The sequence below is a fragment of the Streptomyces sp. CBMA156 genome (genome assembly GCF_014596515.1).
GTDB lineage: Bacteria > Actinomycetota > Actinomycetes > Streptomycetales > Streptomycetaceae > Kitasatospora.
On the sequence record NZ_MSJQ01000405.1, the window covers coordinates 19,823 to 33,215 of the forward strand.

Sequence of the window (13,393 nt, forward strand, 5' to 3'; positions counted from 1 at the left end):
TCCTGGTGTCCGTGGTCGGTCCTGCGGTGATGCGGTACTCCTTCTTCTCCCGGCGGCTCGCCGGATTCGGTGTGCCTAGAGGTGTGCGAGCTTGTAGAGCACGGGCGCGGCCTCCCTGAGGACGGCCCACTCCTCCTCGTCGAGCCCCTGGGCGAGCTCGGCGAGCCAGGCGTTCCGGCGCCGGCGACTCTCCGCGAGGATCGTCTCGGCCTGCTCGGTGCTGCTGACGACCACCTGACGGCGGTCCTCGGGGTGCGGTTCGCGCCGCACCAGCCCCTTCTCCTCCAGCATCGCGACGATCCTGGTCATCGAAGGAGGCTGCACGTGCTCCTTCCGGGCGAGCTCACCCGGCGTCGCCTTCCCGCACCGGGCGAGGGTGCCCAGCACTCCCATCTCGGTGGGACTCAGCGACTCCTCCACCCGTTGGTGTTTGAGTCGTCGGGAGAGGCGCATCGTGGACGACCGCAGCTGACTGATCGCTGCGAAGTCCGGCTCGGACATCTCGGGCATCTCTTTAGCCTACGTCATTACTTACGCTAAGGAAAATGAGATCCGCCACCGTGCCGAGGGGTCTCCCCGGTGCCATATTGGGTCATGGGCCCCAGCTCTCGACTCCCAGAAGGGCCGACCAGTCATGTCCGACGTCGCCACCGAGCAGTCCCGGCAGTCCGAGCAGTCCGGACGGCCGCAGCCGTCCGAGCGGTCCGCGCAGGCGGGGTCCGGCGACACCGGCTTCGGCCGGCTCGCCATGGTCACCATCGACTGCGCCGACCCGGTCGCGCTGGCGTCGTTCTACGGCGAGCTGCTGGGGTGGGAGACCAGGCACACCGACGAGAACTTCGCGATCCTGGACAACCCCGAGGGCGGCAGCCCGCTCGGCTTCGGGCGGGTGACCGGGTACCGGCCCGAGCCGTGGACGGAGCCGGACGGCAGCAAGCACTTCCACCTCGACTTCTACGTCGACGACCTGGACGAGGCCACCGCGAAGGCCCTCGCACTCGGCGCCACCGAGCCCACCTACCAGCACGGCCGCACCCTGCGGGTGCTGATCGATCCGGCCGGGCACCCGTTCGGCCTAGCCCCCCTGGAGTGACCGCCGCGTTCGCCGGCCGGGGCCCGGTGGGCGGTGCGCAGGCGGTGTCAGGGGTTGGTGCCGGGATCATGCAGGCACCGTAAAGGTCCATCCTGACCTGGGACTTCACGAAAAACGCGAACATTGTGCGACTGCCCGGCAGTGACTACTCTCCGCTGTTGTCAGGGGCACCACACGCCAGGCTCCTTCCCGCGGGACCGTGTTCCCGCTCCGGTGCCCGTTGCCGCGCGCCTTCCCCGGCTTGCCGCGTCCGACCGCGCCCCGGTGCCCTCAACCCCTCGTCCAGGGAGTTCTGTTGGGTGAGATCCACCATGCCGACCACGGCTGGGTGACACCGGCGGTCTCGTACTTCGTCGCCTGCGTCGGCGCGTTCGTCGCACTGCGCAGCGCCCGCTGGGCGCTCGTCTCCCGGGGCCGCACCCGGGCCGTCTGGCTGCTGTTCGCCTCGACCTCGCTCGGGGCCGGGATCTGGTCCATGCACTTCATCGCGATGCTCGGCTTCTCCGTGACCGGCGTCGAGATCAGCTACCGGCCCTGGCCGACCGTGCTCAGCCTGCTGGTCGCCGTCGCCGTGGTCGGCGTCGGGCTCTTCACCGTCGGGTACTGGCGGCGCCGCGCCCTGGCGCTGCTGGTCGGCGGACTGACCACCGGGCTCGGGGTCGCCGCGATGCACTACCTGGGCATGGCCGCGATGGTCCTGCCCGGACGGCTCGGCTACGACCGGCTCACCGTGGTGGCCTCGGTGGCCATCGCCGTGGTCGCGGCCACCGCCGCGCTCTGGGCCGCGCTGAACATCCGGGGCACGCTCGCCGTGCTGGCGGCGGCTCCGGTGATGGGCGTGGCGGTCTGCGCGATGCACTACACCGGCATGGCGGCGCTCTCCGTCCACCTGGACTTCTCTCGCTCCACCGAGGACGGGGTGATGGCGCTCCAGTTCATCTTCCCGCTCGGGGTCGGGCTCGGCTGCTACGTCTTCTTCGGCTCGCTGGCCTTCGCCGTCTCGCCGAGCCGGCCCGACTCCCGGCCCCTGCTGGCCGGTCCGGCCGCCCCGCTGCCCCCACGACAGCCGCGGCAGCCGCGGCCGCTGAGCGGGGCGGCCCGGCGCTGAACCCGGGCACGGGAGCCGGGGGCCCGAACGGGCGTCCGGCCGGGTCCCCCACCCCGGCCGGGCGCCGTCCCGCCCCCGACGGCCCCGCGCAGCCCTACGACCACGGCTGCCCGAGCGGCCCCGCCACGTGCTCCGGCGTGGCCACCGGGCAGGCCTTGTGCACGAAGTCCCGCCGCAGCGCGTGGTACGGCTCCCCCGCCCGGTAGAAGTTGGCGTGCATCCGGCGCAGTTCCTCCGCCCGGTACTCGGCCAGCGGCCTGGCCTCCTCGTCCGCCGCGCGGCGCCGCTTCTTGTCCACCAGCCGCCCGGTGAGCTCCGGGGAGCCGGCGATCCGGGCCGCCTCGCGGGCCACCCAGCGGCGGAACCCTGCCGCGTCCCCGCCGGCCGTACGGTCCACCAGGCCGATCCGGCGGGCGTGTTCGGCGCTCACCGGCAGCGCCTCGGCGGTGAGCCGCCCGGCCCGCTCGGCGCCGACCCGGCGGGGCAGGGTGTACGTCCAGTACTCGGAGCCGTACAGGCCCATCAGCCGGTAGTGCGGGTTGAGCACCGCCGACTCCCGGCACCACACCTCGTCGGCGGCGAGCGCCGCCATCAGCCCGCCGGCCGCCGCGTTCCCGGCCAGCGCCGCCACCGTCACCTTGTCCGTGGTGGTCAGCACCGCCTCGACGAAGTCGTCCATCGCGTTGATGTTCTCCCAGGACTCCAGCGCCGGGAAGGCCGCGCCCTGGATGACGTTGAGGTGGATCCCGTTGGAGTAGAAGTCCCTGGGCGCGCCGAGCACCAGCACCGAGGTCGGCCGCTCGGCCGCCGCCCGGTAGGCGTCGAGCAGCCGGCGGCACTGCCCGGTGCTCATCGCCCCGCCCGCGTGGGCGAATTCGAGGAAGCCGACCTCGCCCTCCTCCCGGTAGCGCAGCTCCGACCAGGTGTCCCGGCCGGCCGCCCGCTCCGGACTCACCGGCACCTCGCGGACCCGGTGCAGCTCGTCGGCAAGCACCGTGGCGGCCGGCAGCTTGAAGGTGACGGGACCGCCGGGGGTGCGGCGCGGGCGCAGCTGCGGTATCCACACCGCGCCGTCCACGGTGGCCCGGCAGACCGCGCCGTCCCTGGTGGCCAGCACGGCGCCCGGCACCGGACCGCGCAGCTCGTCCTCGGGGTGGCCGCCGTGCAGGAAGAACTCCCGTCCGTACAGCTCGTCCAGCACGCCGGGCTGGGAGTCGGCGGCGCGCAGCTTGCGCAGCACGGTGGCGGTGTCGTCGCACTCCCAGTCGATCCGGCGCGCCTCCTGGCGCAGGAAGGGCCGCGGCTCGCCGTGCACGTCCGGCCGGGCGTAGTCCAGCGGCTCGGGGGTGAACAGCCCTCCCTCGTACCGCTGGACGGCCAGCAGGACGGCCTCGACGGCGGCGTCGGCGACCTCGCCGCGGTACAACTCGCTCTTGCCGCAGGCGGGGACGGGGAACTCGACGGACGCCCAGACGTCCCCGGCGTCCATCTCCGCGACGGCCTGCAGCACGGTGACGCCCCAGCGCCGCGCCCCCTCGGTGATCGCCCAGTCGAGCGAAGAGGGGCCGCGGTCGCCCTTGGGCCCCGGGTGCACGATCAGGACCGTCCTGGTGGACCAGACGTCCCGCGGGACGGCCTTGGTGAGCATCGGGCAGATGACCAGCTCGGGGTCCGTGCGGGCCACCGCCGCCCTCATCTGCTCGTCACCGAGGGCGAGTTGGACGGCGACCTGGTGGCCGCGCTCGCGCAGCCCGGTATGGACGCGCTGGGTCAGGCTGTTGAACGCGCTGGCGATCAGGAGAATGCGCAAGGAGGGCCTCCGGCGGGAACTGGGGTCGCGCGCAGGCGATGAAACCAGGGCATGGACACGTAATGATTACGGTCCGTACCTCGGCGCCCTACTCTCACGCACCCCGCACACCCGGCCCCCGCGTTTCGCCGGATCTCCCCAACTCCCCGCTCCCGCCGGGTACTCTCTCCCGTCGACCCCTCCGGTCCCGCCCGGCCCCCGGTTCCGTACGGCTCAGCGCGGGAACGCCCGGCGGGCCCGCCAGGTGGTGTGCTCCCGGGAGACCGCGTCCTCCGCCTCGGCGGCCAGCCTGGCCCAGCGGGCCTCGGCGTCCGGCACCTTGAGGTCCAGGTCGGACAGCTGGTTGCCGACGTTCTCCAGCTCCCGCGCGGCCAGCTGGTAGGCGGCGGCCAGCGGGCCGAGCTGCTTGAGCTGCGTCCAGGCGATGATCGCCGCGGCCGCGGCCGAGGTGGCGCCGAAGAGGTGCACCGACAGCGCGCCGGTGGCCTGGGCGATGGCCGCCGCCGCGCCGACGATGATCAGCACCGCGATGCCGAGCCCCCAGGAGACCGCCTGCGAGTCACAGGCCTCGGCCCTGGAGCGGTACCAGGTGCGCTGGCCCTCGACCCGGGTGCGCAGGTAGAGGGTGCGCCGGTTGGACAGGCTCTCGGCGCGCTGCCGCCGCATCTCCGGGGTGATCTCGGCGACGCTGTCGGGCGGCACGATCTCCGGGTCCTCGAAGGCCCGCAGCACGTCCTCGACCTGGAGCAGGTAGCCGCGGTCGACGTCCGCAGACTCGGCCTCCCCGTCGAACGGCCGGGCCCGGACGGTGTACTTCCAGGCCAGCGTCTTGACCGACTCGGCCGCCGCCCTGGCCTGGTACCAGCGCCCCTGCGGGTTGCTGCGGCGCAGCCGGGACCAGAAGTACCCGGCCACCAGGAAGGCCGCCACCGAGAGCATCGGCCACGGGTCGACGCCACTCCTGTCGTCGTCCGGGCCGGGGAACGACCCGATCACGGCGGCGACCACCAGCATCGCGATCAGCCCCCGGTACCAGCGCAGCGTCTCGCGCTGGCCGTCCAGCGAGGCCTTGTCCGTCGTCCGGAACAGCTCCGGCAGCAGCCGTGCCTCGACGCCCCCCGGCGGATCCTCTTGCACCATTGGTCGAGTCCCCTCCCCCTTCTCCGTCCAGCCAGTATTCCCTCCGCCAACTCGCCTACACGGGTGCCTTTTTGACAGCTTCCGACCGAGATCATTGCCCGGCGCCCAGGTAACCGGTACAACCAGTTACATGCCGCTGCACTGGAAGCTCGTCATCGACTGCGCCGACCCGCACCGCCAGGCCGCCTTCTGGGCCGCCGCCCTGGAGTACACGCAAGAGGACCACAGCACGCTGATCGCCCGGCTGCTCGCCGCCGGCGCCGTCGGCCAGGACGCCCTCACCGAGGTGGACGGCCACTCCGCCTGGCGCTCCCTGGCCGCCGTCCGCCACCCCGACGACCCGTTCGACCCGGCCTCCGACACCGGCCTCGGCCGGCGCGTCCTGTTCCAGGCCGTCCCCGAGCCCAAGCGGGGCAAGAACCGCCTGCACCTCGACGTCCACGCCGCCCCGGGCGAGCGCGAGGCCACCGTCACCCGCCTCGAATCCCTCGGCGCCACCGCGCTCCGGCACGTCGAGGAGCCCGGCGGCGCCTGGACGATCATGCAGGACCCGGAGGGCAACGAGTTCTGCGTCCACTGACCGGGAGCCCGCGGAGACGCCGACGGCCCCGCGCTCCGGGGAGCGCGGGGCCGTCGGGGGCCGTACGGCGTCAGAGCAGGCCGAAGGCCGGCATCAGGTAGTAGAAGGCGAACACCGACGCCACCGCGTACATCGGGACCGGCACCTCGCGGCCGCGGCCGGCCGCGACGCGCAGGATGCAGAAGGCGATGAAGCCCAGGCCGATGCCGTTGGTGATGCTGTAGGTGAACGGCATCATCACGATGGTCAGGAAGGCCGGGACCGCGATCGTGTAGTCGGCCCAGTCGATCTCCTTGATCGAGTTGGCCAGGATCAGGAAGCCGACGGTGATCAGGGCCGGGGTGGCGGCCTGGGCCGGGACCATGGTGGCGAGCGGGGTGAGGAAGAGCGCCACCACGAAGAGCAGGCCGGTGACGATCGAGGCGAAGCCCGTCCGGGCGCCCTCGCCGACCCCGGCGGTCGACTCCACGAAGCAGGTGTTGGCGGAGGCCGAGGTGGCGCCGCCGGCCGCGGTGGCGATGCCGTCGACCATCAGCACCTTGTTGATGCCGGGAAGGTCGCCCTTCTCGTCCAGCAGGTGGGCCTCGTCGGCCACGCCGAGGATGGTGCCCATCGCGTCGAAGAAGCAGGACATCAGCACGGTGAAGACGAACAGCAGGCCGGTCAGCACGCCGACCTTCTCGAAGCCGCCGAACAGGCTGACCTTGCCGACCAGCCCGAAGTCCGGCGCGGAGACCGGGTTGCCCGGCCAGGTCGGGACGGTGAGGCCCCACTTGAGCGCCGGGATGTCGGCGACCTTGTCGATGATCGCGGCGAGCGCGGTGGAGACCGCGATGCTGATCAGGATGGCGCCGGGCACCTTGCGGATCAGCAGGATCAGGGTGAGCACCAGGCCGACCACGAAGATCAGCACCGGGAAGCCGAGCAGGTGCCCGTTGCCGCCGAGCTGGAGCGGGACGGTGGTGTGGGCGGCGTCCGGGATGCGGCTGACGAAGCCGGAGTCGACCAGGCCGACCAGGCTGATGAACAGACCGATGCCGATCGCGATGGCCTTGCGCAGGCCGAGCGGAACCGCGTTCATGACCCGCTCGCGCAGACCGGTGGCGACCAGCAGCATGATCGCGAAACCGGCCAGCACGACCATGCCCATGGCGTCCGGCCAGGTCATCTTGGGGGCGAGCTGGAGCGCGACGATCGTGTTGACGCCTAGGCCGGCGGCCAGGCCGATCGGGACGTTGCCGATCACACCCATCAGCAGGGTGGTGAGGCCCGCGGTGAGGGCGGTGGCGGTGACCAGCTGGCCGCTGTCCAGGTGGGCCCCGGTGATGTCCGTACCGCTGGCCAGGATGATCGGGTTCAGCACCAGGATGTACGCCATGGTGAAGAAGGTGGCGACACCACCGCGGATCTCGCGCGGCAGGGTGGAGCCTCGCTCGCTGATCCGGAAGAAGCGGTCGACGGCGCTCGTGGGGGGCTTCGGCGCGGCGTCGGCGGGTTCGGGCGACTCGGTGGTCGGCTGGACCACAGGCATGCGTGCGTCCTCTGTGGGGGAGCTGAGGAGGGGGAGGGGACGCCCGGGGCGACGATGGCCGGGCGCAGATTTTTAAGTATGGTTTCCCGATCGCATACGCGCTATCTTCGCGCGTAGAGCCCGCACGGGGCCTCCGCACCCGTCAAGGCGCCCCACCGCACCGTACGCTAGGCCCATGCCCAGGACGCCACTGCACCCCTCGCCCCCTCCGCTGGAGGCCAACGACGTCGCCATCGTCGGCGGCGGCACGGTGCTGTGGTTCGTCGCCTTCGTCGCCCTGCTGCCCTTCCAGGGCACCCTCTCGGACCACGGGCACGGCACCTGGCCCTGGATCTGCCTCTCCGGCGGCCTGCTCGGCCTGATCGGCCTCTGGTACTGCCGCGCCCGGCGGGACGCGATCGCCCGCGGCCGCGCCGCCGAGGCGGCCGCCGACCCGGCCGGACACACCGCCGAACGCACCGCCGAGGACGACGGCCAGGACCCTGCCACCCGGTCGGACTGAATAGTCCTTTAGTAGCACGCACCGGACATAAGGCACCCGTAGAGTCGGTGCCATGACGCAGCCTGCCCAGCCCGCGGAAGAGCAGCCGGCCGACGGAGACCGCCCGGACGGAGCACACCCCCTCGGCCTGCTGCCCGGGCGGCGCGGCGGCCTGACCGCCGCAGAGGTCGCGGAGCGGGTCGCGAAGGGCCAGGTCAACGACGTTCCGGTGCGGTCCAGCCGGTCCACCAGGGAGATCGTCCGGGCCAACGTCTTCACCCGGTTCAACGCGATCATCGGCGTGATGTTCGGGATCATCCTGATCGTCGGCCCGCTCCAGGACGGCCTGTTCGGCCTGGTCATCGTGGCCAACACGGCGATCGGCATCATCCAGGAGCTGCGCGCCAAGAAGACCCTGGACAGCCTGGCCCTGATCGGCGAGGCCCGACCGCAGGTCCGCCGGGACGGCACCGTCCAGCAGATCGGCGTCTCCGGGATCGTCCTCGACGACACGGTGCTGCTCGGCATCGGCGACAAGGTGATCGTGGACGGCGAGGTCACCGAGGCGGACGGCCTGGAGATCGACGAGTCGCTGCTCACCGGCGAACCCGACCCGGTCCTCAAGCAGCCCGGCGACCAGGTGATGTCCGGCAGCTTCGTGGTGGCGGGCGCCGGCACGTTCACCGCCACCAAGGTCGGCCGCGAGGCCTACGCGGCCCAGCTCGCCGAGGAGGCCAGCAAGTTCACCCTGGTGAAGTCGGAGCTGCGCACCGGCATCGACAGCATCCTGCGGTTCATCACCTACCTGCTGATCCCCACCGCCCTCGGCCTGATCATCAGCCAGCTGGCCGTCGAGGGCAGGGACTGGCGCGAGGCCGTGCGGCGGATGGTGGCCGGCATCGTGCCGATGGTCCCCGAGGGACTGGTGCTGCTGACCTCGGTCGCCTTCGCGATCGGCGTGGTCAGGCTCGGCCGCAAGCAGTGCCTGGTCCAGGAGCTCCCGGCGATCGAGGGCCTGGCCCGGGTGGACACCGTCTGCCTGGACAAGACCGGCACCCTCACCGAGGGCGGCATGGACGTGGTCGACCTGCGGGTGCTCTCGAACGGGGAGCCCGCCGCCGTCGCCCCGGAGACCGTCAAGCACGCGCTGGCCGTGATGGCCGGCGCCGACGCCCGCCCCAACGCGTCCATGCAGGCGGTCATCGACGCGTACGGGCGCGGCGACGCCTCCGACGGTGCTCCGGGGCGCGACGGCTGGCGGGTGATCGAGGCGATGCCCTTCTCCTCCGCCCGCAAGTGGAGCGGCGTGCAGCTGCTGGAGCCGCAGGGCGGCGAGGCCAGCTGGCTGCTCGGCGCGCCGGACGTGCTGCTGCCCGCCGGGCACCCCGCGCTGGCCGAGGTGGACGAGCTGGGCGCCAAGGGCCTGCGGGTGCTGCTGCTGGGGCGCACGCCCGTCCCGCTGGACTCCCCCGACCCGGCGGCCGGCCTCACCCCGCTCGCCCTGGTGGTGCTCCAGCAGCGGCTGCGCTCGGACGCCGCCGAGACTCTGCGGTACTTCGAGAGCCAGCGGGTCAGGGCCAAGGTCATCTCCGGCGACGCGGCGGTCTCGGTCGGCGCGGTGGCCGGCCACCTGGGCCTGCCGGGCGCCGACCACCCGCTGGACGCCCGCTCCCTGCCGACCGACCCGGAGGAGCTCGCCGAGACCGCCGACCGGACCAGCGTCTTCGGCCGGGTCACCCCCCAGCAGAAGCGCCAGCTGGTCGGGGCGCTGCAGTCCCGCGGCCACACCGTGGCGATGACCGGCGACGGCGTCAACGACGTGCTCGCGCTCAAGGACGCCGACATCGGCGTGGCGATGGGCACCGGCTCCGACGCCACCAAGGCGGTCGCCCAGATCGTGCTGCTCAACGACTCCTTCGCCTCGCTGCCCTCGGTGGTGGCCGAGGGCCGCCGGGTGATCGGCAACATCGAGCGGGTCGCCTCACTCTTCCTGGTGAAGACCGTCTACTCCGTCCTGCTGGCGCTGCTGGTGATCTTCACCCACTCGCCGTACCCGTTCCTGCCCCGGCACTCCACCGTGCTGTCCTCGCTGACCATCGGCATCCCGGCCTTCTTCCTCGCGCTCGCCCCCAACAACGAACGGGCCCGCACCGGCTTCGTGAAGCGGGTGCTGCGGCTCGCGATCCCCGGCGGCGCCATCGCCGGCGTCGGCACCTTCGTCGCCTACACGCTCGCCCGCACCGACCACGCGACCGACCTCAAGGCCGACACCAGCGTGGCCACCCTGACGCTCTTCCTGATCGCCATCTGGGTCCTCGCCATCGTCGCCCGCCCGTACAGCTGGTGGCGCCTGCTGCTGATCGGCACCATGGGCGGCGCCTTCGCGCTGGTCCTGCTGGTCCCGCCGCTGAAGAGGTTCTTCGACCTCTCCCTGGTCGGCTTCCGCGACCCGCTGACGGGCGTCGCCATCGCGGTGGTCTGCGGCATCGCCCTGGAGGTCGCCTGGCGCGTCATGAAGCGCCGCGGCATGGAGTGACGGGCCAGGCCCGCCACCGCGTGACAAGCCCCCGCGCGCACCCGATGATGGCCCCGAGGGGGTGCCGGATGGCGCGCAGGGGTGGGGACTTGGAGGCGTTCATCGCCTTCCTGGGCGGGTTGCTGGCCGTCGGCCTGACCGCCCTGGCGATGGCCGGCCTCGGCATGGCGGTCAGGCCGACGCCCGCGCTGCGGACCGCCGCGCTGGTGACGCTCGGCGCGGTCTGGCCGACCGCCACCGTCACGGTCTACCTGCGGCTGCGGGCGCGCCCCCGCTGAGACCGGGTGCGCGCCCGTCCGGGCTCAGCCCTCGAAGTCGCGGGCGGCCGAGAGCTCGTAGGCGCGGTCCGGCTCACTGAGGGCGGCCAGCACCTCGAAGCGGCGGTGCCACTGCCCGACCGACCAGGCCAGGCCGGCGGCGAGGCCCTCCGGCGTGGCCGCGTGCAGCAGACCGGGCACCGGCGGGACCTCGAACTCGTCGTCCTCGTCGCCGGCCTCGGCCAGCTCCGGGTCGTACGGCGGCTCCGGGGTGTCCGCCCCGGTGTCCCAGCGCCAGTCCACCGCCGCCTCGCCGCCGTCGGGCCCGACGACCAGCAGGTCCTCGTGCTCCTCGTACGCGGCCGGGCAGCCCGGCAGCAGTTCCCGCACCACCGCGGGGACCCGGTGCAGCACGCCCTCGGAGAGCACCCGGCCGCCCGCCACCTCGCTGGCCAGCGACACCTGCAGCCGCTCCGCGAGGTCCGCGGCCAGCGCCGGGGCGACCGGCAGCAGCGGGTACGGGTGCAGCAGCTGGACCAGGTCGGGGGCGTCCGCGACGACCGCCTCGGTGGCGTCCACCACCACCGTGTGGTCCGGCCGCCGACCGGTGGCCGGGTCCAGCGGCGGCAGCGCCCGCACCACGTCCAGCGGCTCGATCCGCCCGGCGTCCACCCGGGCCAGCGCGGTGTGGATGCCGTGCAGCTGGCGGTGGCCGACCTCGGCGGCCGGGTCGGTCATCCGGTCCAGCACCTCGTCCGGGCCGTGCGGCTCGGCGAGCAGCGCGGCCAGCGTGGTGCGCACCCCGAGCGCGTGCAGGAACTGCTCGTCCAGGGTGGTGCGGGCCTCGTCGTACAGGCCGCGCAGCAGCGGGTCGGCCCCGGCGGACCGCAGGCCGGCCGGCTCGCGGCCCTCCAGCACCGGGTGGTCGCGCAGCCACCACGCGGTGTACGGCGGCAGGTCGGCGTACGAGCCGTCCGGCAGCAGGGTGCGCACCGGGGTGACCACGGCGTCCCGGTACGGCGGGCGGGCCAGCGCGGCGAGCGCCTCCGGCCAGGCGTCGTCGTCCACCAGGTCGAGGTCGCGCACAGCCAGCAGCTCGGCGGCCACCGGCGGGACGCCGACCGCCTCGTCCGCCTGGAGCGCCTCCAGCACGTCCTCGGCCCACTCGGCGAGCCCGTCCGGCGCCTCGTCCAGCAGGCCGGTGGGGTGGCCGCCGGCCGCGCGGTCGGCCGGGGCGGTGGGGTCGAGCCGCTCCAGGTCGTCCGGGTCGAGCACCACGTCCTCGGCCCGCACCAGCACGAAGTCCGCCGGCACGCCGACGGCGGCGAGCACCTCGGGGCCCCAGCGCTCCAGCAGCTCGTCGTCCACCCAGCCGGCGTCCTCCTCGCGGGCGAGCATGGCGAACGGGCTCCCGGGCAGCACGAGTTCACCCGCCCGGGCGGGCTCGCCCTCGTCGTCGAGCAGCGCCAGCCTGGCCAGCCACGGGTGCGCGCCCGGCTCCGGGGCGGCGGCCTTCACCAGCGCCAGGACGGCGTCGGCGAGTTCCAGCGCGGCGTCCGGGTCGTCCTCGGCCAGCTCGTAGGAGCGGGCGACGGCGGCCCGCACCTCGGGGGTGTCCAGGACCCCGGCCGGGGTGGCGGTGCCGGCGCCGAGCTTGGCCAGCAGCGGGTGGGCCGCCTCGGGGTGGGCCAGGCGCAGGTCGAGCGCGGCGAGCGCGTCCGCGAGCGACTCGGGGTAGCCGGGGAAGGCCGCCCAGTCGGCGTCCTCGGAGGGCAGCAGGACCCGCCGCGGCCCGGTGACCGTCCGCCCGTCGGCGAGCGGTACGGGCAGCGCGCCGAGCGCCTCCGGGTCGGCCGCGCCGAGCGCCGCGTACAGGTTGCGCCACCACGCGGGCTCGCGGTCCAGGCCGCCCAGCTGGTCCACCACCTCGGCCAGCGGCACCCGGCGGACGTTCAGCACCCGCAGCTCGGTGCGCCGCTCCAGACCGGCCGGCAGCAGCCCGGGGAAGATCGGCGAGAGCGCCTCGACCACCGAGCCGTCCGCGCCCTCCAGCAGCGTCGCGTCCCGGGGCCGCAGCGCGGGCGTGCCCTCCTCGACCGGCGCCGGGTGCGGCAGGAACGGCGTTTCGGGCAGCCGGGAGAGCACCGCGGCGCGCAGCGCGTTGTCCAGCGCCCCCTGGCCGAGCGGGGTGGGCACGAGGCCGAGCGAGCCGAGGTCGGCGCCGCGGGCGCGCAGCAGCTCGGCGTAGCTGTCGGCGGCCCGCTCGGTGAGGAAGTCGGCCAGCGGCCCCTGGGCGACGTGCCGGCGGGTGGAGTCCAGCGGGTAGGAGGCGATCAGCAGCGCGGGCAGGCCGACCGGCTCGTCGCTCGGCGTGGGCGCGTGCAGCACGGAGGCGATGGCGGGCCGCTGCGGGGCGCCGTCGGGGCCGACCGGGACGGCCCAGGTCACCGTCCAGTACGGGCGGGCGCGCTCCTCGGTGGGCCGGTCGGTGAGCAGCTCGGCGTCGAGCCGGCCGGAGGTGCCGGCGGTCTGCCAGACCGTCTGCCGCGGCCGGCCGTCCGCGTCGTCGGTGACGGTGACCTCGGTGACGCCGTCCGGGCGGGTCCCGGCGGCCTCCCTGGTGAGCGTCCGGGTGCCGTCCGGGGTCTCCACCACGACCTCGCGCAGGCCGGGCAGGGTGAGCAGCAGCGCGTCGTCGATCCCGGCCAGCAGACGGCGGGTCAGGTCCTCGGCGGCGGCGTCCCGCAGCGGCAGCACGACCACCGTGTCGTAGCCCGCGGGGGCCGGGCCCTCGGCCGCGAACGGCAGCCGCAGCAGCGGCACGTGGCCGTCCCTGCGGCGCAGTTCGTCGGCCAGC

11 protein-coding genes are annotated in these 13,393 nt (G+C 73.9%); 6 read left to right on the top strand and 5 right to left on the bottom strand.

Features of this window, described 5'->3' with window-relative positions; genetic code table 11:
• Positions 1-75: 75 nt before the first annotated feature.
• Positions 76-510, bottom strand: a complete 435-nt coding sequence (locus BU198_RS36000; RefSeq protein WP_188301008.1) for a MarR family winged helix-turn-helix transcriptional regulator — start codon at positions 508-510, stop codon at positions 76-78.
• Positions 511-634: 124 nt separating this feature from the next.
• Between BU198_RS36000 and BU198_RS36005 the strand changes: the two genes are divergently transcribed.
• Entirely contained in the window at positions 635-1,093 is a 459-nt protein-coding gene (locus tag BU198_RS36005; protein WP_223245399.1) for a VOC family protein, read from the top strand.
• A 295-nt stretch (positions 1,094-1,388) separates the two neighbouring features.
• Complete coding sequence (locus BU198_RS36010; protein WP_188301009.1) at positions 1,389-2,201, top strand: MHYT domain-containing protein; 813 nt, start codon at positions 1,389-1,391, stop codon at positions 2,199-2,201.
• Between the two features lie 94 nt (positions 2,202-2,295).
• Here the strand turns inward: BU198_RS36010 and BU198_RS36015 are convergent, their stop codons facing one another.
• Both BU198_RS36015 and BU198_RS36020 read right to left on the bottom strand, forming a co-directional pair.
• Positions 2,296-4,011 carry a hydrogenase maturation protein gene (locus BU198_RS36015; protein ID WP_188301010.1) on the bottom strand — a complete coding sequence of 572 codons (1,716 nt, stop codon included), beginning with the start codon at positions 4,009-4,011 and terminating at the stop codon, positions 2,296-2,298.
• Positions 4,012-4,224: 213 nt separating this feature from the next.
• Positions 4,225-5,151, bottom strand: coding sequence for a DUF4231 domain-containing protein (locus BU198_RS36020; RefSeq protein WP_188301011.1), 927 nt, complete (start codon positions 5,149-5,151; stop codon positions 4,225-4,227).
• A 130-nt stretch (positions 5,152-5,281) separates the two neighbouring features.
• On the opposite strand from BU198_RS36020, the gene BU198_RS36025 reads away from it, so the two are divergent.
• Entirely contained in the window at positions 5,282-5,731 is a 450-nt protein-coding gene (locus BU198_RS36025) for a VOC family protein (RefSeq protein WP_188301012.1), read from the top strand.
• Between the two features lie 70 nt (positions 5,732-5,801).
• Here BU198_RS36025 and BU198_RS36030 read toward each other — a convergent pair whose 3' ends face one another.
• Positions 5,802-7,262, bottom strand: coding sequence for an NCS2 family permease (locus tag BU198_RS36030; RefSeq protein ID WP_188301013.1), 1,461 nt, complete (start codon positions 7,260-7,262; stop codon positions 5,802-5,804).
• 175 nt (positions 7,263-7,437) lie between these two features.
• Between BU198_RS36030 and BU198_RS36035 the strand changes: the two genes are divergently transcribed.
• From BU198_RS36035 to BU198_RS36045, 3 genes are all read left to right on the top strand, one after another.
• Positions 7,438-7,764, top strand: a complete 327-nt coding sequence (locus BU198_RS36035) for a DUF2530 domain-containing protein (RefSeq protein WP_188301014.1) — start codon at positions 7,438-7,440, stop codon at positions 7,762-7,764.
• Positions 7,765-7,816: 52 nt separating this feature from the next.
• Positions 7,817-10,279, top strand: coding sequence for an HAD-IC family P-type ATPase (locus BU198_RS36040; RefSeq protein WP_188301015.1), 2,463 nt, complete (start codon positions 7,817-7,819; stop codon positions 10,277-10,279).
• 68 nt (positions 10,280-10,347) lie between these two features.
• Positions 10,348-10,557 (top strand): hypothetical protein, encoded by a 210-nt coding sequence (locus BU198_RS36045; protein WP_188301016.1) that lies wholly within the window; start codon positions 10,348-10,350, stop codon positions 10,555-10,557.
• A gap of 24 nt (positions 10,558-10,581) precedes the next feature.
• On the opposite strand, the gene BU198_RS36050 is transcribed toward BU198_RS36045, so the two are convergent.
• The coding region (locus tag BU198_RS36050; protein ID WP_188301017.1) for a molecular chaperone Hsp90 at positions 10,582-13,393 on the bottom strand (2,812 nt) is incomplete at its 5' end.

Excerpts from the sequence above, each read along its gene's own strand:
- BU198_RS36035 (WP_188301014.1), top strand. The coding sequence starts at position 7,438 with ATGCCCAGGACGCCACTGCACCCCTCGCCCCCTCCGCTGGAGGCCAAC.
- BU198_RS36030 (WP_188301013.1), bottom strand. The coding sequence starts at position 7,262 with ATGCCTGTGGTCCAGCCGACCACCGAGTCGCCCGAACCCGCCGACGCC.
- BU198_RS36020 (WP_188301011.1), bottom strand. The coding sequence starts at position 5,151 with ATGGTGCAAGAGGATCCGCCGGGGGGCGTCGAGGCACGGCTGCTGCCG.
- BU198_RS36040 (WP_188301015.1), top strand. The coding sequence starts at position 7,817 with ATGACGCAGCCTGCCCAGCCCGCGGAAGAGCAGCCGGCCGACGGAGAC.
- BU198_RS36000 (WP_188301008.1), bottom strand. The coding sequence starts at position 510 with ATGCCCGAGATGTCCGAGCCGGACTTCGCAGCGATCAGTCAGCTGCGG.
- BU198_RS36005 (WP_223245399.1), top strand. The coding sequence starts at position 635 with ATGTCCGACGTCGCCACCGAGCAGTCCCGGCAGTCCGAGCAGTCCGGA.
- BU198_RS36045 (WP_188301016.1), top strand. The coding sequence starts at position 10,348 with ATGGCGCGCAGGGGTGGGGACTTGGAGGCGTTCATCGCCTTCCTGGGC.
- BU198_RS36025 (WP_188301012.1), top strand. The coding sequence starts at position 5,282 with ATGCCGCTGCACTGGAAGCTCGTCATCGACTGCGCCGACCCGCACCGC.